20 protein-coding genes are annotated in these 20,052 nt (G+C 33.4%); 9 read left to right on the top strand and 11 right to left on the bottom strand.

The window, feature by feature from the left end; genetic code table 11:
• Nucleotides 1-64: 64 nt before the first annotated feature.
• From A0O34_RS14190 to A0O34_RS14180, 3 genes are all read left to right on the top strand, one after another.
• Nucleotides 65-415 carry a T9SS type A sorting domain-containing protein gene (locus tag A0O34_RS14190; protein ID WP_066755678.1) on the top strand — a complete coding sequence of 117 codons (351 nt, stop codon included), beginning with the start codon at nucleotides 65-67 and terminating at the stop codon, nucleotides 413-415.
• A 107-nt stretch (nucleotides 416-522) separates the two neighbouring features.
• Nucleotides 523-1,434 carry an ABC transporter ATP-binding protein gene (locus A0O34_RS14185; RefSeq protein ID WP_066755676.1) on the top strand — a complete coding sequence of 304 codons (912 nt, stop codon included), beginning with the start codon at nucleotides 523-525 and terminating at the stop codon, nucleotides 1,432-1,434.
• A 2-nt stretch (nucleotides 1,435-1,436) separates the two neighbouring features.
• Nucleotides 1,437-2,747 (top strand): ABC transporter permease, encoded by a 1,311-nt coding sequence (locus A0O34_RS14180; protein WP_066755673.1) that lies wholly within the window; start codon nucleotides 1,437-1,439, stop codon nucleotides 2,745-2,747.
• Nucleotides 2,748-3,123: 376 nt separating this feature from the next.
• Here A0O34_RS14180 and A0O34_RS14175 read toward each other — a convergent pair whose 3' ends face one another.
• The 8 genes from A0O34_RS14175 to A0O34_RS14140 form a co-directional block, all read right to left on the bottom strand.
• The gene (locus tag A0O34_RS14175; RefSeq protein WP_066755666.1) at nucleotides 3,124-3,792 is read right to left on the bottom strand and encodes a porin family protein; all 669 of its coding nucleotides are present in this window, start codon (nucleotides 3,790-3,792) and stop codon (nucleotides 3,124-3,126) included.
• Between the two features lie 16 nt (nucleotides 3,793-3,808).
• On the bottom strand, nucleotides 3,809-4,681 hold the full coding sequence (gene sucD / locus A0O34_RS14170) for a succinate--CoA ligase subunit alpha (RefSeq protein WP_066755663.1): 873 nt from the start codon (nucleotides 4,679-4,681) through the stop codon (nucleotides 3,809-3,811).
• Nucleotides 4,682-4,773: 92 nt separating this feature from the next.
• Entirely contained in the window at nucleotides 4,774-5,676 is a 903-nt protein-coding gene (locus A0O34_RS14165) for a UDP-3-O-(3-hydroxymyristoyl)glucosamine N-acyltransferase (protein WP_066755660.1), read from the bottom strand.
• A 221-nt stretch (nucleotides 5,677-5,897) separates the two neighbouring features.
• On the bottom strand, nucleotides 5,898-6,464 hold the full coding sequence (gene efp, locus A0O34_RS14160; protein WP_066755657.1) for an elongation factor P: 567 nt from the start codon (nucleotides 6,462-6,464) through the stop codon (nucleotides 5,898-5,900).
• A 28-nt stretch (nucleotides 6,465-6,492) separates the two neighbouring features.
• Nucleotides 6,493-7,287 carry an acyl-ACP--UDP-N-acetylglucosamine O-acyltransferase gene (gene lpxA / locus A0O34_RS14155; RefSeq protein ID WP_066755654.1) on the bottom strand — a complete coding sequence of 265 codons (795 nt, stop codon included), beginning with the start codon at nucleotides 7,285-7,287 and terminating at the stop codon, nucleotides 6,493-6,495.
• Nucleotides 7,288-8,685: a bifunctional UDP-3-O-[3-hydroxymyristoyl] N-acetylglucosamine deacetylase/3-hydroxyacyl-ACP dehydratase gene (locus A0O34_RS14150; RefSeq protein ID WP_066755652.1), complete on the bottom strand. Its 1,398-nt coding sequence runs from the start codon at nucleotides 8,683-8,685 to the stop codon at nucleotides 7,288-7,290.
• Nucleotides 8,678-9,709: a UDP-3-O-(3-hydroxymyristoyl)glucosamine N-acyltransferase gene (gene lpxD, locus A0O34_RS14145; protein ID WP_066755650.1), complete on the bottom strand. Its 1,032-nt coding sequence runs from the start codon at nucleotides 9,707-9,709 to the stop codon at nucleotides 8,678-8,680. Before lpxD ends, A0O34_RS14150 begins: the two co-directional genes overlap by 8 nt.
• An 80-nt stretch (nucleotides 9,710-9,789) precedes the next feature.
• A complete protein-coding gene (locus tag A0O34_RS14140) occupies nucleotides 9,790-11,007 on the bottom strand; it encodes an HD domain-containing protein (RefSeq protein WP_066755648.1) in 1,218 nt (405 codons plus the stop codon).
• 299 nt (nucleotides 11,008-11,306) lie between these two features.
• Between A0O34_RS14140 and A0O34_RS14135 the strand changes: the two genes are divergently transcribed.
• The 6 genes from A0O34_RS14135 (at nucleotide 11,307) to A0O34_RS14110 (ending at nucleotide 17,684) form a co-directional block, all read left to right on the top strand.
• Complete coding sequence (locus A0O34_RS14135; protein ID WP_066755645.1) at nucleotides 11,307-12,947, top strand: S41 family peptidase; 1,641 nt, start codon at nucleotides 11,307-11,309, stop codon at nucleotides 12,945-12,947.
• 147 nt (nucleotides 12,948-13,094) lie between these two features.
• The gene (locus A0O34_RS14130; protein ID WP_066755642.1) at nucleotides 13,095-14,129 is read left to right on the top strand and encodes a YncE family protein; all 1,035 of its coding nucleotides are present in this window, start codon (nucleotides 13,095-13,097) and stop codon (nucleotides 14,127-14,129) included.
• Nucleotides 14,130-14,147: 18 nt separating this feature from the next.
• Nucleotides 14,148-14,717 (top strand): thioredoxin family protein, encoded by a 570-nt coding sequence (locus A0O34_RS14125; RefSeq protein WP_082891164.1) that lies wholly within the window; start codon nucleotides 14,148-14,150, stop codon nucleotides 14,715-14,717.
• 262 nt (nucleotides 14,718-14,979) lie between these two features.
• Nucleotides 14,980-16,524, top strand: a complete 1,545-nt coding sequence (gene porX, locus A0O34_RS14120) for a T9SS response regulator signal transducer PorX (protein WP_066755632.1) — start codon at nucleotides 14,980-14,982, stop codon at nucleotides 16,522-16,524.
• Between the two features lie 105 nt (nucleotides 16,525-16,629).
• The gene (locus A0O34_RS14115; RefSeq protein ID WP_066755628.1) at nucleotides 16,630-16,920 is read left to right on the top strand and encodes a YciI family protein; all 291 of its coding nucleotides are present in this window, start codon (nucleotides 16,630-16,632) and stop codon (nucleotides 16,918-16,920) included.
• A complete protein-coding gene (locus tag A0O34_RS14110) occupies nucleotides 16,920-17,684 on the top strand; it encodes an exodeoxyribonuclease III (RefSeq protein WP_066755626.1) in 765 nt (254 codons plus the stop codon). The genes A0O34_RS14115 and A0O34_RS14110 overlap by 1 nt, the downstream gene beginning before the upstream one ends.
• Before the next feature lie 49 nt (nucleotides 17,685-17,733).
• On the opposite strand, the gene A0O34_RS14105 is transcribed toward A0O34_RS14110, so the two are convergent.
• The 3 genes from A0O34_RS14105 to A0O34_RS14095 form a co-directional block, all read right to left on the bottom strand.
• Nucleotides 17,734-18,105 (bottom strand): septal ring lytic transglycosylase RlpA family protein, encoded by a 372-nt coding sequence (locus A0O34_RS14105; protein ID WP_066755618.1) that lies wholly within the window; start codon nucleotides 18,103-18,105, stop codon nucleotides 17,734-17,736.
• Between the two features lie 492 nt (nucleotides 18,106-18,597).
• A complete protein-coding gene (locus A0O34_RS14100; protein ID WP_066755615.1) occupies nucleotides 18,598-19,320 on the bottom strand; it encodes a hypothetical protein in 723 nt (240 codons plus the stop codon).
• 31 nt (nucleotides 19,321-19,351) lie between these two features.
• On the bottom strand, nucleotides 19,352-20,032 hold the full coding sequence (locus tag A0O34_RS14095) for a hypothetical protein (RefSeq protein ID WP_066755613.1): 681 nt from the start codon (nucleotides 20,030-20,032) through the stop codon (nucleotides 19,352-19,354).
• Nucleotides 20,033-20,052 lie beyond the last annotated feature (20 nt).

Here is a 20,052-nt window from a genome sequence, read left to right as displayed (position 1 = left end):
ATATTGCAAGTGATTATAGAATTATTTACTTTTGTTATGAAATACCTAGAGAAATTATAATTTGATGAAAAAACTTTTACTTTTATTTCTATTTATAGGCACTTTTGTTGGATTTTCCAACAATTTTAAAGCTCAACTGAGAGAACCTGGTTCCATCTCGCAAAAAGCAGATGATGGTGTGCTTGTTGCCTATCCGAATCCTGCAAAGGATTTCCTTATCATTAAGGCAAAGGACTCTTCTTTAAGAGTCAAGAGCGTGACTTTTTATTCAATTTTGGGTACACAAGTTGCTAATTACACAGTAAATATGAATTCGGGAGAGATCAATATTGAAAAATTGAAACCCGGAAAATATTTGATTCGTTACATTTTAAGCGATAATACCCAAAAGGTTACTCAAATCGTAAAACAATAAAATTTAAATCCTGATAATCATCAGGATTTTTTCTTTTACATTAATTCTGTTTTAATTATTCCGTAACTTTCGGGATATTTTTATACTAACTATAGAAAAACAAATTAATGCTAAAAGCTGAACATATTACGAAGACCTACAATGCAGGTAAGAAGATCGCATTGGATGACTTCAGTATACATGTCCCAACAGGGAGTATTTATGGTCTTTTAGGCCCAAACGGAGCCGGAAAAACTTCCTTCATCCGTATTATCAATCAAATTACTCAGGCTGATTCCGGAGATGTCTTTATTAACGGAGAAAAGCTTAATCAAAATCACATCAGAGATATCGGTTACATGCCTGAAGAAAGAGGTTTGTATAAAAATATGACCGTTGGCGATCAGATCCTTTATTTTGGAGAATTAAAAGGTATGACCAAAAATGATGCTTTAAATGAAGCAAAAAAATGGTTTGAAAAACTGAATATTGATCAATGGTGGAAAAAAAAGCTTTCTGAACTTTCAAAAGGAATGGCTCAGAAAATTCAGTTTGTGGTAACTGTACTTCACAGACCGCATCTTTTGATTCTGGATGAGCCTTTCTCTGGTTTTGATCCTGTAAACGCCAATTTGATCAAAGACCAAATCATTGAGCTTAAAAATAACGGAACAACCATTATTCTTTCTACTCACAGAATGGAAAGTGTGGAGGAAATGTGTGATTATGTAGCATTGATCAATAATTCTAAAAAAATTATTGACGGAAGAGTTTTCGACGTAAGAGAAAAATTCAAGAAAAATATTTTTGAAATTACTCTTTCTGAGGTAAATGATACTCAATTTGATACTTTCAAAAATAAATACGAAATTTTTAATTATACCAATGAAAACAATCTGGTTTCTTTCGATTTAAAAAATGAAAATGATCAGAACAACATTATTTTAGATCTTGTAAATGTAGGAAAAGTGAGATCATTTGATGAAAAAATTCCAAGTATGAATGAGGTATTTATTAATGCCGTAAGCAACAACTCTTAATTATGAATAATATTTTTTTAATTACAAAAAGGGAATTTCTTACGCAGGTTAAGAAAAAATCCTTCATTATATTAACTTTATTGGCTCCCGTTATGATTATTGCTTTTGGAGCAGTTATCGGATTAATGTTTAAGGCTAATGAATCGCACAGCATTATTGAAGTTGTTGATAAAAGCGGATTATTTAAAAATCAGTTAAAATCAAACGATAAACTTAATTATGTTTTTGTTTCTGCGGCTGATGAAAAGTCGAAGATCAATAACTTAAAGGGGAATGAATCTTTGGACGGGATTTTAATCTTACCTGAATTGAGCGGTCAAAATTATGATGATCTGGAAAAAAATTCAAGGTTGGTTATTAATTCTAAGATTGGTTTTGATACAAAACAAAGAATCATTTCTGATATCACGAATGTCATCAAAAAAGAAAAGATCAAACAATTAGGAATTGCTGAAACTCAACTTGATAATCTTGATAAAGGTTTTACTTTAAAAACAATTAACGTTTCAGAAAATAATAAAGAAGATTCTGACCTTAGTTTCGGGGTGAAAACGGGATTGAGTCTGGTTTTAATGTACGTTACTTTCATGTTTATTCTTATTTATGGTGTGAGAGTAATGAGAAGTGTTTTGGAGGAGAAAAACAACCGCGTTGTAGAAATTATTATCTCTTCCGTGAAACCTTTTGAGCTGATGATGGGTAAAATTTTGGGTGTAACGATGGTTGCTTTGACTCAGTTTATTATCTGGATTACGATGTCGGTTATTGGTGCGTTGGTTTTAAATACAGGTTTTAATTCAATACAAAAAAATGTTCCCGGTGGAAATGAAGAAATGATGAGTAAATTGGATATTGCTCAGATTGCAACTCAGGTTTCTCACAGTTTATTAGAGCTTAATTTCCCTTTGATTATTGGAGTATTTATCATTTATTTCCTTTTGGGATATATCTTTTACAGCTCGATTTATGCTGCGATTGGTTCTGCCGTTGACAATGAAACTGAAACTCAGCAATTCACCTTATTTGCAATTTTACCATTAACGTTGGGTATGTACGGAAGTTTTTCATTGATGAATAATCCTGATGGTCCATTAGGTTTTTGGTTATCCATAATTCCTTTCACATCACCTGTCGCAATGATTGCACGAATTCCTTTTGGAGTTCCTATTTGGCAGTTAGCCTTGTCGATTGTATTATTGTTGGGAACAACGGTTTTCATGATATTCCTTGCAGGAAAAATCTACAGAGTAGGAATTTTGATGTATGGAAATAAGGCTACTTTGAAAGAGCTTTGGAAATGGGTCAGAGGATAAAAGTATAAAGAGATTTTTATTTAATATGTCCTTTTGCCTTGAAGCAAACGGACCAAAAATTCAAGACTGGAATCTTCCGCTAAAAATAATTTCTGTTCACTAAAAATTCTAAACTTGCGCGAAATTTACTATTTGTTCTTCGATTCAAAATCGGGTTCGCGCTTCAAACACTAGAATTTTCTTAACGCTCTCAGAACTTATTTTCTTAACGCTACAGCTTCCTAGGTCGATCAGATTAATTAACAAATTTCAGTTTTTTGAATTAAATTTAAGTCAAATTAAATATAATTTATAGATCCTGAACATTAAAAATTATAAAACAAAAATCCCGAGAATAAAAATTCCCGGGATTTTTTATGTTTCTTATGAAATCTTTTTATTCAAAGATGTAGCTTATTTTAGCACTAAGAACTTGTTCAGATTTACCTTTTGTACTTCCGAATGGCTCATTCTTAAGACCTGGATAGGTATTAGAAATACCAAAGTCATAGTTCAAAGCAAATTCTAACTGTCTTTTGTAGCTATAACCGACACCAATTCCTACACCAAAGTTAAAACTAGCTGCTTTACCGTTTACTCCAGGAAGACTAGGATCAGTAACGTCCGGATCATAATAAGGTCTTGTGCTTGGAGCGTTCTTAACTTTCTGACTAATTAAAAAATTAAATCTAGGCCCTGCCATTGCAAAGAATTCTGATTCAGCTTCTGAAAAATATCCTTTGAAATAAATAGGAACACTTATATAATCATTTGCATAAACAGCGTCATAGCCCGGTCTGTTTTTAGCATCCTTATCTTTTCCGGTTTCTCCAGCTCCGAAATATACTATTTCAGGTTGTAAGAAAAACTGGTTTTCTTTTCCCATTGGAATTAAAGCTAAAGCTCCGGCCTGAATCGTAAATCTAGGACCTGAAGGGTTGTGAGCATTTTTTACTCTGGCGTAATTACCTCCTGCAGTGATACCGAATCTTGTGCTACTGAAATCGATCTGGGCGAAAGATAACGTAGAAAGTACCAAAGCTGAGGCTAATAAAAGTTTTTTCATATGTTGGGTTTTATAATTAAGCTAAAATTTTCGCTACAGTTGCACCGATATCAGCTGGAGAATCTACAACGTTGATTCCATTTTCTCTCATAATCTCCATTTTTGCCTGAGCAGTATCTTCATCACCACCTACGATTGCACCAGCGTGTCCCATAGTTCTTCCTTTAGGAGCAGTTTGTCCAGCGATAAATCCTACAACCGGCTTAGTAGATCCACTAGCTTTGTACCATCTTGCAGCTTCAGCTTCAAGACCACCACCGATCTCACCGATCATAACAACAGCTTCAGTTTCTGGGTCGTTGATGAATAACTCTAACGCTTCTCTTGTAGTAGTTCCAATAATTGGGTCACCACCAATACCGATAGCCGTAGAAACACCATAACCAGCTTTTACAACTTGGTCAGCAGCTTCATACGTAAGAGTTCCTGACTTAGAAACGATACCTACTTTTCCTTTTTTGAAAACGAAACCTGGCATAATACCAATTTTAGCTTCTTCAGAAGTAATGATTCCCGGGCAGTTTGGTCCGATCAATCTACAATCTCTGTCTGCAATGTAAGATTTTACTTTTACCATGTCTGCTACAGGAATACCTTCAGTAATACATACGATCACTTTAATTCCAGCTTCAGCAGCTTCCATGATAGCATCTGCAGCAAATGCAGGTGGTACAAAAATGATACTTACGTTTGCTCCAGCTTTTTCAACAGCATCAGCAACAGTATTAAATACAGGCTTTCCTAAGTGCTCGCTACCTCCTTTTCCTGGAGTAACACCACCTACTACGTTTGTTCCATATTCGATCATCTGACCTGCGTGGAAAGTACCTTCGTTACCTGTAAATCCTTGTACAATTACTTTAGAATCTTTGTTTACTAAAATTGACATTTTATTGTTGTTTTAATTTATTTTTATTATTCTATTAATGCTCACAAATTTACTTATTTTTCTTTGATTTTAGATAAAACCTTAAGAATTGTTTATTTGAGATTTCTCAGTTTTACCTCTTTTTTCAAATAAGTTTTAAAATCTTCTGCAAACATTCCGATATAAGTACCTTTTTCAAGATCTCTGTTGACTCCGGTTTTGCCGAGAATTACAGATCCATCAGCAATTTTGTTCCCGGAAGCCATGCCAACCTGTCCCCATAATGTTACTTCATTTCCTATCACACAGCATCCTGCGATTCCTACTTGTGAAGCAATTAAACATTTTTTACCAATCACGGTATCATGACCGATCTGAATTTGATTATCTAAAACAGAACCTTCTCCAATAACAGTAGAATCTGTAACACCACGGTCGATCGTACAGCCGTTTCCGATTTCTACATTATTTTCGATGACAACATTTCCTACAGAAATCAGACGGTCGAAATTCCCGTTTAATTTTCTGTAATAAAAAGCATCACCACCTAAAACTGTATTTGATTGAATAATTACATTGTCACCAATCACAGTTCTGTCACCAATGACAACATTAGGAAAAATAAGTGTATTTTTTCCAATAGTAACATTATTTCCGATAACAGCTGTACGGTGAATTTTTGTTCCTTCTCCGATTTCAACATCGTGAAGTTCTTCTGTGAAGTTATATATTCTCGTAAAATGAGTATTGATCTTATTAAAATCTCCGAAAGGATCTTCGGAAACTAAAAGCGCTTTACCTTCCGGACATTCAACTTCTTTATCAATTAAAATAATTGTTGCTGCTGAATTTAAAGCTTTATCGTAATATTTTGGATGATTTACGAAAACTATATCCCCCGGTCTCACCATGTGAATTTCATTCGTTCCTAATACTTCAAAGTCTTCAGAACCGATGAATTTTGATCCGATAAGATCAGCAATAGTTTTCAGTTTTTGTGGTTGATGAAACGTCATATTTTTAAATGATGTTTAAATTTTATCACCCGTGTCAATGTTTTAAACCTTGACACGGTTTGTTTTCAAGTTTAGATTGCAGCCCGACTTGAGCGGAAATCCTTTTTTAGCATGGAAAAAGCAATGGCCAAAAAAGATTGGGAGCGGAAGGCGGAAATAGCTGCCATAAAAAATGAAAGCTGAAAGTTGTTATACTTCCAGCTTCCTATTATTTTGAATAATTATTCTTTTACTCTTTCTAAGTAAGAACCATCTTCTGTACTCACTTTGATTTTGTCTCCTGCTTCAATGAACAGAGGAACCATTACTCTTGCTCCTGTTTCAACGATAGCGTTTTTAAGAGCGTTGGTAGCAGTGTTTCCTTTTACTCCCGGATCAGCTTCGATAACTTCTAAGTAAACAGATTGAGGAAGTTCTGCAGACAAAGGCGTCTCATCAGCTTCCTTTAAAATGATGGTAACTTCTTCACCTGCTTTCATCAAATTAGAGTTTTCAATCATTTCTTTATCAAGATAAAGCTGAGAGAAATCATCATTATTCATGAAGTGGAATCCATTCTCATCATCATAAAGATATTGGAATTTTCTTGTAATTACTTTTACCTCATCAATTTTGTGACCTGCAGAGAAAGTATTATCAAGAACTTTTCCGTTGGTTACTGATTTTAGTTTTGTTCTAACGAAAGCTGGTCCTTTTCCTGGCTTTACGTGCATAAATTCAATTACTTTAAAAATATCGTTGCTGAATTCTATACAAAGGCCTTTTTTTATATCGTTACTTGTTGCCATTACTATTTATTATTATCTTAATTTATTACTAATTACTATCTTTTCCAGTTCCGTATCCTTTTACAATACCTCTTGGGGAATTTTTTATAAATTCTAAAATTTCATCTCTTTCTGCCGTTGGAAGCATATCTTTTTCAATATGATTTAGCGCTTGCGTAACATTCATTTTCATCTGAAAGAAATATCTGTAAATCTTTTGAATTTCAAAAATTTTCTCGTTGTTAAAACCTCTTCTTCGTAAACCAACAGAGTTGATTCCTGCATAAGAAATAGGTTCTCTACCTACTTTTATATAGGGTGGAATATCTTTTCTAATCAAAGAACCACCTGAAATCATCACATGTTTACCAATCTTACCAAACTGCTGTACCGCAGAAAGACCACCCATTACTGTAAAGTCACCAATTTCAACGTGTCCTGCAATTCCACAACCGTTAGCAATAATTACATTATTACCAATTATACAATCGTGGGCGACATGCGAAGTTGCCATAATAAGGCAATTATCTCCTACTTTTGTATATCCTAAAGCTTTTGTCCCTCTATTCACGGTTACACATTCTCTTAAAGTTGTGTTATCACCAATAATTGTCTGGGTATCTTCACCATCAAATTTTAAATCCTGAGGGATCGCAGAAATTACCGTTCCCGGAAATATTCTACAGTTTTTACCTATTCTGGCACCATCCATGATGGTAACATTAGGGCCAATCCAAGTTCCTTCTCCGATCTCTACATCCCCTGCTATTGTAGTAAATGGTTCTACAATAACATTTTTGCTGATTTTTGCACGTTTATCAACGGCTGCTAATTGATGAATCATTTAATCAACTTTATTTTTTGCAACTTGAGCCATTAATTCTGCTTCTACTGCTACAGTATCTCCCACATATCCGTATCCCTGCATATGAACAATACCTCTTCTGATAGGCTCTATCAATTCAATTTTGAAAATCATAGTATCACCGGGAACTACTTTTCTCTTGAATTTTACTTTATCAATTTTAATGAAATAAGTAGAGTAATTTTCAGGATCCGGAACGCTTGCCAATACTAAGATACCTCCTGTTTGTGCCAACGCTTCCACTTGTAAAACTCCTGGCATTACAGGCTCTTTAGGAAAATGTCCAACGAAGAAAGGTTCGTTCATTGTAACATTCTTCAAACCTACCACGTGAGAATCTGACAATTCTAAGATTTTATCAATCAATAAAAATGGAGGTCTGTGAGGCATCAACTTCATAATTCCGTTGATATCGAACACAGGTTCTTTCGTTAAATCAAAATCAGGAACATTTTTTTTCTTTTGTAATTTCCACTGACGGTTCAATTTTTTAGCAAATTGAGTATTTACAAAATGTCCTGGTTTATTAGCAATAACTTTTCCTTTTATTTTCACTCCAGCCAAAGCCAAATCACCGATTACATCAAGTAATTTGTGTCTTGCAGCTTCGTTAGGATAATTTAAAGTAAGATTATCAAGAATGCCGTTTGGTCTGATAGACACTTTGTCTTTACCAAAAGCTTTCTTTAATTTTTCTGTAGTTTCAGGAGTAAGATCTTTGTCTACATAAACGATCGCGTTAGAAATATCTCCACCTTTGATCAAACCGTGATCTAAAAGCATTTCTAATTCATGTAAAAAGCTGAACGTTCTAGCAGATGAAATCTCTTCTTTAAAATCTGAAATATTTTTAAGAGTAGCATTTTGAGTACCTAAAACTTTAGTCCCAAAATCCACCATTGTAGTAATTTCGTAATTATCTGAAGGAATAATTGTAATTTCTGAACCCGTTGCCGGATCGCTATAGCTAAGAACTTCTTTTACCACCAAATATTCTCTGGCAATACCTTGTTCTACGATTCCTACACTTTCAATAGCTTCTACAAAAAACTTTGAAGAACCATCTAAAATTGGAGGTTCAGAAGCATCCATTTCCAGCATTGCGTTATCAATATCACAACCAACTAAAGCTGCCAAAAGATGTTCACAAGTGTTAATTTTAACTCCTAATTTCTCTAATGTCGTTCCTCTTTCTGTCGCTACAACATAGTTTACATCAGCTTCGACCTGAGGATGACCCTCTAAATCTGTTCTCACAAAAACGAAACCTGTATTTTCTTTAGCAGGTTTTATGGTCAATTTTACTTCTTTACCAGTATGAAGGCCAATTCCGGAAAGTGTTACCTCTTCCTGAAGTGTTTTTTGCATATCACTCATTAGTATGATCTTTTGAGGTATTCTCAAGATTATTTATTCGTTTTACGATTTCAGGTAAATTCCTGAAATGTACATAGCTTCTAAGGTAATCATTATAACTTATCGCAGGTGATCCGTAAACAGTTTCTTTATCATTTACGCTAGAATTCACACCACTTTGAGCCTGAATCTTCACCTGATCTCCTATTTTAATATGCCCTACGATCCCCACCTGACCTCCGATCTGGTTCCAGTTGCCAATAGTAGTAGATCCTGCAATTCCCGCTTGTGCTGCAATTACATTGTTCTGACCAATTTTTACATTGTGGGCAATCTGGATAAGGTTATCTATTTTAGTCCCCTTTCCAATAATGGTAGATCCGATGGTAGCTCTATCGATACTACAGTTAGAACCAATTTCAACATCATCTTCGATAATCACATTACCCAACTGAGGGATTTTTTTGAATCCGTCAGGAGTAGGCTGAAAACCAAACCCATCTCCGCCAATCACAGTATTTGAATGAATCACACAATTATCTCCAACAATACAGTAATCGTAAATTCTGGCACCACTGTCTATTTTACAGTTTTTACCAATTTTTACACCTTTACCAATGTAAACATGAGGATAAATTTGTGAACCTTCACCAATTTTTGCTTTATCTGAGATGTAGGTAAACGCACCGATATAGGCTTTTTCGCCAATAACAGCTGTTTCATGAATAGAAGAGCCGTCTTCGACCCCTTCTTTTCTTCCCTGCATTTCCTGATACAGATTCATTAAAACCTGGAAGGCAAGATAAGCATCTTTTACGGCAATGATGGTAGGATTATAATTATCTTTAGTTATAATATCTTCAGAAACAATAAGAACGGAGCATCGTGAAGTGTCCAAATAGTGGGAAAATCTCTCTTGTGCTACAAAAGAAAGATGTCCTGATTCCCCATTCTCAATGGGTGAAACTCCAGTAATACGTGCGTGTTCATCACCTATTATTTTTCCGTCGATAAAACTTGCAATTTGCGAAGCTGTAAATTCCATATTCTGCAAAGATAAGAAATTCTATAATTCGCAAACATTTTTTAGTTTTAGGATAGTGAATTTTAATATTATTTAAGAAATCAGTTAGACATATCTCGTGGAAAAGTGAGGATATATCTTGTGGTTTTATTTACGATCAACCCCGATAAAAGCTGGTCTTCCGACTCGTCTAGCCTTAATTTGACCCCACTTTTCTGTAATAAATAAATTGGTTGCTTTTCTGTGTCATAAGGCAACAATTTTCTCTTGATCTCGTGTACTAGGTCTTCCCCGTTATCAATTCCGAAAAATTCGTTCGTGTTTTTTATTTTTTCTTCAATAAATTTCGGATCAAACGGATGAGAAGAGATAATTGTTTTAGGCAGGTTTCTCTGTATCACGCATTTACACCAATAAGAAAGAATAATATCATCAGAATTTTGCCAAGATTTCATGGCCTGAATAACGTCATTATCATCCATTTGAGTGAACCTTTCAACGTCTTCATCGGTTGCTGAGCTTTTTCCGCGGTATAAAAAATATTTCAAATTTTCTGTCGCAGGCAGATCAATTCCTTGAGAAACCAAATATTTTGCTCTTTCTAAGATTTTAACCAAAAGAAACTCCGCCAAAGCTGAAGTTTTATGGTAATATACCTGCCAATACATAAACATTCTTGCTGTAAGAAAATTTTCAATTGAATAAATTCCTTTCGCATCAATCACCAATTCGCCCTCTTCGCAAACGTTCATCATTGAAATAATCCTTTGTGTATTGATATTTCCTTCTGAAACTCCTGTAAAAAAGCTGTCTCTCTTCAAATAATCCAGTCTGTCAACATCTAATTGAGAAGAAATAAGCTGATTGAAAAATTTTCTATGATATTTCCCTTGGAACATTTCTATAGCAACATTAAGTCGACCATCAAATTCAACATTTAATCGATTCATTAATAATAATGAAAGATTTTCGTGATGCCAATCATCCATTAACATGCTTTCCAACGCGTGAGAAAATGGTCCATGACCAATATCATGCATTAAAATCGCCAACATTGCTCCTTTTTCCTCTTCATCCGAAATTTTAACTCCTTTCTGCTTTAAAGTTTCCAAAGCCGTAAACATCAAGTGCATCGCACCCAAAGCATGATGAAATCTCGTATGTGTAGCACCCGGAAAAATTAAAGTTAAAAGTCCAGTCTGGGAAATTCTTCTCAGCCTTTGAAAGTATGGATGTTCGATGATGTCGAATAAAATTTCGTGAGGAATTTTGATAAATCCATGAACAGGATCATTGATGATTTTAAGCTTATTCTGCATTGAAATGTCAGTATTTGTACACAAATTTAGGGATTTTAAATTTTAGGGTTGATTAATTTTCTATTAAAAAATTATGGTGTAAACACAAATGGCACAAACTTTTTCACTAATAACACGAATGTTATTCCACTTGATTTGTCATTCCGTAGGAATCTAGACATAGTTTATAAAAATTGTTTTGTGAATTATTTTGTTGAGATTCCTCCGGAATGACAAACTGTACGTTCAATTAATCACATAAAATTTTTGTATACTTTAGGTTTAAAAATTATCTTTGATACAAATTCCAATAACCTTTCATGAGAAAATTCTCACTTTTTGTCATCATCTTTTTAAGTATCAATTTTTCGGCACAAAATTTATCTGAAACTCAAAAGTTAGAGTCTCTTTGCAAAGTTTGGGGATTTTTAAAATATTATCATCCGAGTGTTGCCAAAGGAAATCTGGATTGGGATAATCAGCTTTTCCTGAAATTAAATGAAATTGAAAAAATCAACGATAAAAACCAATTGAACGAATTTTATTCTAACTGGATTGACAGTCTGGGAAGAGTTGAAATTTGTGAACAATGTAAAAAAGAGGATAACAAACTCTATTTTTTGAAAAACTTTGATCTTAATTGGATTAACAATCAGATTATTTTTTCAGAAAATATAATTCAGAAATTGAGCTATATTCAGAATAATAGAAATATTGGAGACCATTATTATTTCGGAATTGGTGGAAGAAAAGTATTTTTCAGAAATGAAAATTCTTATGGTTCAAAATTTATGTCTAAAGAAATCAGTCTTTTAGAATTATTCCGATATTGGAATTATGTAGAATATTTTTTTCCTTACAAATACAAAACAGATCAAAACTGGAATGATGTTTTAACAGAGATGATTCCGAAATTTCTCATTATTAATAATGATGAATCTTATCATTTAACTTTAGCAGAATTGGTTACCAAAACAGATGATTCTCATGCTTTTTTGTTTTCGCCTTTTATTAGCTTGCATCAATATGGAAGAAGAAAAATTCCAGTTGAATATAGTTATGCGGAAGGAAAATTGGTTGTTACTAAAATCAATTCCAATAAATTTAATGAAGAAAATCTTTTGAAAATCGGTGACGTAATTTATGATGTTAATGGTAAAACTATTCCGCAAATGGTTAATAGCTTTGGAAAATACATTCCGGCTTCCAATTCTTGGGGAAAAATCAAGAAAGCGAAAAACCTATTTCTTTTTACCAATAATGATTCAATTGCGATTAAACTTGAACGAGATGGACAAAATTTAGCTATCAAAGTAAAAACTTATCTGCTCAGAGATATTATCAATGGAAAAATTGCGACACCAGAAAAATGGAAATTCATTGATGAAGAAAGAAAAATCGGCTATGTAAACATGGGAATTATTGAAAGAAAAGATCTGGAGGAAATGTATAAAAACCTGAAGGAAACGGAATCTATTATTTTTGATCTCAGAAATTATCCAAAACAGACAATCTTACCTTTAAGTAAATTATTACTTCCTGAAAATACTATTTATTATCAATTCAATTTTCCTGAAACGAATTATTTAAGCAAATTTTACAGCCGAAAAAATAGCATTGGACATAGAAACAATGATTATTACAAAGGAAATGTGGTTGTTTTGGTTGATGAAAATACCCAAAGTCAAGCTGAAACTACGACGATGATGTTTAAACAACATCCAAAAGCTAAAATTATTGGTAGCAACACTTCCGGAGCCAATGGAGATATTATAAGATTCAATATTGCAGATTTGGAAACGAGTTTTACCGGATTGGGAGCCTATTATCCCGACGGTCGAGAAACTCAAAGAATAGGAATTATCCCTGACATTTTGATAAAACCTACCGTAAAAGGCATCAAAGAAGGAAAAGATGAAGTCTTAGAAAGGGCTTTGGAATATATAAATACAGGAAAATAATTCAATTAATAAAAATTTCCACTTCAAAATAAACATCTATTTTTCAATTAGTTATTAATTAAAATAAATATTTTTCATATTTTTTTGTCAGCAATTCAATTTGTTTACGTCTAAGTTATTAACAAATTAGCCTAAACAAATAAAATTATGAAAAATTGCGTTTCAGGAAAACAGACGAAAATAGGAGCTATTGCTTTATTAGCCTTAATTTCAATTTACTCTTGCAATAGCGACAACGAAATAACTGTCGATCAAAATGCCAAGACGGAGGAAAAAGTTGTCGTTGCAAACCGCGTCAGCAGTTCTGTTACTTTTATTGATGCTGTTACCAATAACGTTACAAAGACGCTCACTATCGCAAATTCGGATCCGATGTATGTTGTTTACGTTCCGAAAACTGATAAATTGTATGTTGGAAACAGAGCAAATAAGAAAATTCATGTTATCAATCCTCAAAATCAGCAGATAGAAACATCTATTAATGTAGGAAACGGTGTTTTTCATATGTGGGCAGACGCTCAAGGCAAAGAACTTTGGGTAGTTAATGATATAGACAAAACAATTTCTGTGGTAAATCTCGCTACAAATTCCGTAACCAATACCATCAGTGTAGATATGACGCCTCACGATATATTTTTATCTCAAGATGGAACAAGCGCTTATGTTTCTGTTTTTACAAGCAGTTCTACCACGGATAAAATTTATAAATATTCTACCTCCACTTATGCTAAAACAGGTGAGAAAACAGTTGGAAAAGAACCTCATTTATTTTATGCCAACAATAAATTATATGTACCCTGCCAATTAGAGAAAACATATGTTTTGGATGGAAATACATTAAATACTTTGTCTGAAAAAGTATTCACAGGCGCTCACGGAATTTTCACGCTGCCTTCTCAAAACATATTTTTTGTGAGTAATATTACTGGTAATCAATTATATTCAATAAATGCGACAACCGGAGATCAAATCGGAAGTCCAGTGTCATCTTCTGCTGCAACACCTCATAATATTGTACTTAATGATAAAGGTGATAAAATGTTTGTAACCCATTCCGCAGGTACTGCAAACAAAGTTTCTATCTATAATGTGAGTTCGTCGGGTGCTATTTCTCCATCGGCCACAGCAACTGTAGGAACCAATCCTTTTGGTTTGACGTATTATAAAAGAGAATTAAAATAATCTTTAAAAATCTCAATCATGATTGAAACATATTGGAAAAAAGGTATTTCTTTCGAATCCTATCTTAATAATATCGAAAAGAAAATAGAAGCTCCCGAAAAACAGGGTCTTGATGAAGATAAAATCCAAAAATGTAAGCTTTCCCTCGAAAGAGCCGAACAGCTCATGCAAAATTACTTTCCGGATAGCAATCATGAGAATATTCTTAATGAGAAAAACTTCAATGGAAAAATTTTAATTATAGCCGAAGATTGGTGTGGAGACTGTAGCCAGGCCATTCCGGTAATAAAAAAATTCTTCGAAGAAAAAAATGCCGTAAAAATACTATACAGGGATGAAAACCCTGATTTGATGAAATTATTCTTAACAAGTGGAAGCGAGTCCGTCCCCATTGTCATTATCCTTGATGTCAAGAGCGATATTATCAGTCATTGGGGACCGCGGACCGCGTTTGGATTTGAACTTTTAGCCAAATACAAAAGCGATCCCGAAAAATTTCCTAAAGAGATTTTCCTCTCCGAATTACAGGAATATTACGAAAGCAATAAAGGTTTTGATATTATTGATGAAATAATTTCTCTTTTATGATTTCAAGTTTAAAAATTAACTCGTAAAATTTCTTATAAAAGTATAAAACTCTTCAATACATTAATCAAAGAACCAATAATTGATTTTTCATTAAAAAACATACTATTTATAACACAAATGCGTTATCTTCATAATCAATTATTACAATGAAAACGCATCAAAATTTTTAACTAAGATTTAACTTTTAAAGTCTCTATTTTCGTAGATTTTAGGAGCTTTTGGTCGCAATTTTGATATACTAACCCTGAAAAATTAAATTATTATGTCGGAAAAGATATTATGGATAGATGATGAGATAGATTTACTTAGACCTCATATTGTATTTTTAGAGAAAAAAGGTTACCACGTAACCCCTGTAAATAATGTAAATGAGGCATTAGAATTAATAGATTCGGAAAAATTTGCACTTACTTTAATAGATGAAAATATGCCTGGGATTTCCGGGCTTGAGGCTATTCCTATGATCAAACAAAGAGATAGCTCTCTGAAAATAGTGATGGTTACAAAAAGCGAGGAAGAACACATTATGGAAGAAGCCATTGGTTCTCAGATCGCAGATTATATTTTAAAGCCTGTAAATCCTAATCAGATCTTATTGTCTTTAAAGAAAAATCTTCAGGAAGACAATCTTGTCGAGCAAAAGACAATTTTACAATATCAGCAGGAATTCAGAAACCTTTCTATGGAACTTTCTTATTTGAGAACGTATCAGGATTGGGCAGAATATTACAAAAAAATCGTTAGTTGGGAGATCAAATTTGATAAAGTTGCAGATAATGAATTTGCAGATCTTTTACAGTCTCAAAAAGAAGAAGCCAACATTCAGTTTGCTAAATTTATTGAAAACAATTACGAAGATTGGTTGAATGGAAATGAAAAACCATTAATGAGTCACACCCTTTTCAAAGAAAAGATAAAACCGGAAGTAGAAAAAGAAAAAGTTCTTTTGCTGATGGTTGATAATCTTCGTTACGATCAGTGGAAAGTAATTGAGCCTTTATTCACTAAATACTATAATAAAGTTTCAGAAGATTATTATTACAGTATTCTTCCGACAGCTACACAATATGCGAGAAATTCTTTCTTTGCAGGTTTAATGCCTTCTGAAATAGAAAAACGTTTCCCTGAAAAGTGGTTTAATGATAATGAAGACGGAAACAAGAATGAATTTGAGCGTGATTTCTTAGAAGATCAAATGAAAAGAATTGGTTTAGGCTCTAAATCAATGAAATATTTGAAAGTTCTAAACGCTGATTTTGAAAGAAAGATCTACGATGATTTCAATCAGCACAAAAACAATGATCTTTTGGTGATCGTTTATAACTTTATTGATATTCTTTCACACGCAAAAACAGACAATCACATTGTTGACCAATTGATTCGTGATGATAAAACTTTCCGTTCTTTAACATCGAACTGGTTTGAAAATTCATCTTTAATAAAGATCATCAAATTAGCTGCTGAAAGCGGTTATAAATTAGTCATCACAACCGACCACGGAACGGTTTACGTTAAAAAACCTAGCAAAGTTGTGGGTGACAGAGAAACATCTACTAACATCCGTTATAAAACAGGTAAAAGTTTAACCTATGACGATAGAGATGTATGGGCAATTACAAACCCTGAAAAATTATTTTTACCAAAAGGAAATTTAAGCTCTAAATATATTTTCGCTAAGAACAATATTTTCCTGGCTTATCCTAAAAATTATAATCACTTTGTGAATTATTATAAAGAAACCTACCAACACGGTGGAATATCATTGGAAGAATGTATTATTCCAATAAGTATTTTAGAACCCAAGTAGTTTTTTTCATAGTTTATTTAACTTTGGGTAATAAGGGTGGCGGAAAAAATCAATTGATTTTTTCCGCTTCTTTTTTAATGTTCATATCTTCGTAAAAAAATAAGTATGTTTATTATTTCATTGACTTATAAAGCAAGTATCGATAAAGTAGAAAGTTTGATTATTGATCATAATTTATTTTTACAGAAATACTATAATACAGGACAATTCATTACATCTGGACGAAAGGAACCGAGAACCGGTGGTATAATTTTAGCAAATGCGAATTCTAAAAGTGAAGTTGAGCAAATTATAGAAGAAGATCCTTTTTACATTCATCAAATTGCAGATTATAATATTATTGAGTTTATTCCATCAAGGTATAATAATAATTTTAAATTTTTTATAAAAGACTAATGAGATTAATTACTTACAACGTAAACGGAATCAGAGCTGCTTTTACCAAAGATTTTCTAGGTTGGCTGAAAACGGCTGACCCAGATATTATCTGCATTCAGGAGAGTAAAGCAGGAAACGATCAGATTGACATCGAAAGCCTTGAAAAATTAGGTTATCACAGTTATTGGCATTCGGCGGTGAGAAAAGGCTACAGTGGTGTCGGAATAGCTTCAAAAATAAAACCTAATCATGTAGAATATGGCTGCGGTATTGAAAGCTATGATAATGAAGGAAGAATTATCCGTGCAGACTTTGATGACTTCTCGGCAATTTCTGTATATGTACCTTCTGCTTCGAATATTGAAAGACTTGAATTTAAAATGCAGTTTTGCCATGACTTTCTAGCTTATATTAAAGAATTAAAAAAGACTATTCCCAATCTTATTATTTCGGGGGATTTTAATATCTGTCATGAAGCGATCGATATCCACAATCCGGTTGGTTTAAAAAATACTTCCGGTTTCTTACCGATAGAAAGAGAATGGATGACCAGTTTTATTGAAGAATGCGAATTGATAGACAGTTTCAGGTTTTTTAATAATGAGCCCGACAATTATACTTGGTGGAGCTACAGACAGAATTCCAGAGCTAATAACAAAGGTTGGAGATTGGATTACAACTTTGCATCCTATCCATTAAAAGATAAGCTTTCCAGAGCTGTTATTTTGAAGGAAGCTGTGCATTCGGATCACTGCCCTGCTTTAATAGAAGTTAACATCTAAAAAAATAAAAGCCAGCTTATTCAGCTGGCTTTGCATTTAATCATAAATGTTAATCGACAATTTCATATTCCACCGGAATCGTGCCATGATCGGCATTTCCAATTTCCTCGAACGCGGCTTTAGACATATCTAAGGCTCTTGATGAATGGAAAGGTCCTCTATCATTAATCTTCACTATTACCTCTTTTCCATTGTTCAGATTGGTTACTTTAATAGTTGTACCAAAAGGAAGCGTTCTGTTGGCTGCAGTAAGCTTTGAATTATCAAAGATTTCTCCGCTGGCCGTTTTTCTACCGTTAAATTTATCGTGGTAGTACGATGCATAACTTGTTTTCTTCGCATCTGTGGCATTATTCTTGAAAGAATAAATACCAAAGGTTGAAATCATCATTATGATTACGAGAATGAATCTTTTCATCATCTTGAAATTTTATTGGTTTTGACTCAGCAAAAGTATCATGAATATGGTAAAGTCCACAGTCGAAATGTTAAAAATTGTTAACAAAAACATAATTCTATGCCAACGACCTCTGTAAGTCCCTATTAATAGGCTTTTTAGAGCTGGTTGTTAAAATGTGTTAAAAAAGATACTTAAATGTTAACGTAATTAACTAATCTAAGCATAATTTCTAAAATTAGATTTTAAAAACCTCTGAAAATCAATATTTTAATATTTTTGGCTCAAATTTAAAAAATTCAGCTTAGAAACCAATTAAATAATATCGTTACTTTTTGCCATTATGTACCTTCTTTGAGAATTTCTTTATTGTCAGAAAAAAATGATTATCATTTACTTTTAAATTTCCCAATTAAAACTGTTATTTAAATACTATAAAGCATTATAGTATCATTATAAAAACAAAAAAACCAATGAGATAACTCATTGGTTTTATATTTAGAATGCAGGTATACCTTATTTAGTATATTCTACAACATAGTCATATGTTCCGGCAGGATAAACTACAGACATACTTGGAGAACCTGTAATAAGGTTACCATTACTAATGTCATAAGAGTAAACTCCGTTTGCGAAAACGCTTCCCGTACCAGCCTTGAAAACTGTTACTCTGTAAATACCAGCAGTTCCACTAGCAGGAACTGTAATAGCTCCATCAGGATAAGATGTAGGTGCAGTAGAAGTTCCACTTGCTACAAATCTTCCTTTTTTAGCGTAAACTTGATTACTATTTACCAAAGTATTAGTAGTTGTTTCAGCAGTTGTTACATTGAATCTTGGATTACCACCTAACGGAATCCATGTTCCAGAAGATACACTATTAGTAGTAGCCCAATTTGGGTTGGAGAAATAATAAAATCCTCTAGCTAAACCAGTTGTTTGAGTAGTTAATGCAGGATCATTTGTACTTCCTGTTGCTGTATTAAAGACAATCATTCCATCAAAATAAGACGGAAAATTAAGACCATCCGCAGCATCCAGTCTAAAAGTAAATTGAGTAAGATTAGTAGTTGGGAATAAAAGTCCCTTACCATCATTTACTGTACCATTATTATTTGTAGAAGCATCTAAGAATACATTCTGATTAGCAAATGTATTAGCAATTGCTCCATTTGACATTACTTGCGCACTAATTGTACCAAACGATACTAACAATAGTGCAAAAACTATTTTTTTCATTTTTTTTGTATTATATTGTTAATAAAATTGGTTATCTACCCGAAAGAATTGTCCAAACATTTGATCCCGCTTGATTAACAGTAACAAAGCAAAAACCAGAACTCGATTGAATGTTAGGTGGAATATTATTAATACCTCTTGTTACACCCACAACAGCAGTTGGATCCCAACCAGCAACACCAGTACCATTGTTGGAAACACATCTTACCGAATTCAACGGCAAAGTTGTAGCATTTGGTAATAATAAAACACTTGTACCTCCCAAAGCTGTAGTAATAACTGAATAATCATCTGCCACCCATGTAATAGGAGTAGCAGCTGCAGTATGAAGTCTTGCTTTCTGAATTTGGAAATTAGGAGTAGCAGCAGCGCCACTTCCTACAGTAACCCAAACTGCGTTTGGTGCATCATAATAATAGAATCCTGTAGCAGTTACATTTACAGTTTTAGCTGTAGTAGTACCATCTACTGCTGTAACAAAAGCAAGAGCTCCATTTTGAGCAGCTAAATAAACGGCATTCTTAGCAGCTAGCTCATTTTCTGTCATACGAGGGACTAATAACGCATCAGGTCTTGTAGCGTCAGCTGTGTTTGCTGTAACGTCTAAAGTAGCGGCAGGTGTAGTTGTGTTTATACCTACACGCCCCTGTTGAGCTTTAGTAAGCGCTGTCATGCTAACAAGTACAGTCGCTGTTAATAAAATTTTTTTCATAAGTTTTTAAAGATTTTAAA

The sequence above is a fragment of the Chryseobacterium glaciei genome (assembly GCF_001648155.1).
Lineage (GTDB): Bacteria > Bacteroidota > Bacteroidia > Flavobacteriales > Weeksellaceae > Chryseobacterium > Chryseobacterium glaciei.
The sequence above is the reverse complement of the archived record's forward strand: the minus strand, read 5'-3'. Positions and strand labels throughout refer to the sequence as shown.

Excerpts from the sequence above, each read along its gene's own strand:
- A0O34_RS14190 (WP_066755678.1), top strand. The coding sequence starts at position 65 with ATGAAAAAACTTTTACTTTTATTTCTATTTATAGGCACTTTTGTTGGA.
- A0O34_RS14185 (WP_066755676.1), top strand. The coding sequence starts at position 523 with ATGCTAAAAGCTGAACATATTACGAAGACCTACAATGCAGGTAAGAAG.
- A0O34_RS14180 (WP_066755673.1), top strand. The coding sequence starts at position 1,437 with ATGAATAATATTTTTTTAATTACAAAAAGGGAATTTCTTACGCAGGTT.
- A0O34_RS14175 (WP_066755666.1), bottom strand. The coding sequence starts at position 3,792 with ATGAAAAAACTTTTATTAGCCTCAGCTTTGGTACTTTCTACGTTATCT.
- sucD (WP_066755663.1), bottom strand. The coding sequence starts at position 4,681 with ATGTCAATTTTAGTAAACAAAGATTCTAAAGTAATTGTACAAGGATTT.
- A0O34_RS14165 (WP_066755660.1), bottom strand. The coding sequence starts at position 5,676 with ATGACGTTTCATCAACCACAAAAACTGAAAACTATTGCTGATCTTATC.
- efp (WP_066755657.1), bottom strand. The coding sequence starts at position 6,464 with ATGGCAACAAGTAACGATATAAAAAAAGGCCTTTGTATAGAATTCAGC.
- lpxA (WP_066755654.1), bottom strand. The coding sequence starts at position 7,287 with ATGATTCATCAATTAGCAGCCGTTGATAAACGTGCAAAAATCAGCAAA.
- A0O34_RS14150 (WP_066755652.1), bottom strand. The coding sequence starts at position 8,685 with ATGAGTGATATGCAAAAAACACTTCAGGAAGAGGTAACACTTTCCGGA.
- lpxD (WP_066755650.1), bottom strand. The coding sequence starts at position 9,709 with ATGGAATTTACAGCTTCGCAAATTGCAAGTTTTATCGACGGAAAAATA.
- A0O34_RS14140 (WP_066755648.1), bottom strand. The coding sequence starts at position 11,007 with ATGCAGAATAAGCTTAAAATCATCAATGATCCTGTTCATGGATTTATC.
- A0O34_RS14135 (WP_066755645.1), top strand. The coding sequence starts at position 11,307 with ATGAGAAAATTCTCACTTTTTGTCATCATCTTTTTAAGTATCAATTTT.
- A0O34_RS14130 (WP_066755642.1), top strand. The coding sequence starts at position 13,095 with ATGAAAAATTGCGTTTCAGGAAAACAGACGAAAATAGGAGCTATTGCT.
- A0O34_RS14125 (WP_082891164.1), top strand. The coding sequence starts at position 14,148 with ATGATTGAAACATATTGGAAAAAAGGTATTTCTTTCGAATCCTATCTT.
- porX (WP_066755632.1), top strand. The coding sequence starts at position 14,980 with ATGTCGGAAAAGATATTATGGATAGATGATGAGATAGATTTACTTAGA.
- A0O34_RS14115 (WP_066755628.1), top strand. The coding sequence starts at position 16,630 with ATGTTTATTATTTCATTGACTTATAAAGCAAGTATCGATAAAGTAGAA.
- A0O34_RS14110 (WP_066755626.1), top strand. The coding sequence starts at position 16,920 with ATGAGATTAATTACTTACAACGTAAACGGAATCAGAGCTGCTTTTACC.
- A0O34_RS14105 (WP_066755618.1), bottom strand. The coding sequence starts at position 18,105 with ATGATGAAAAGATTCATTCTCGTAATCATAATGATGATTTCAACCTTT.
- A0O34_RS14100 (WP_066755615.1), bottom strand. The coding sequence starts at position 19,320 with ATGAAAAAAATAGTTTTTGCACTATTGTTAGTATCGTTTGGTACAATT.
- A0O34_RS14095 (WP_066755613.1), bottom strand. The coding sequence starts at position 20,032 with ATGAAAAAAATTTTATTAACAGCGACTGTACTTGTTAGCATGACAGCG.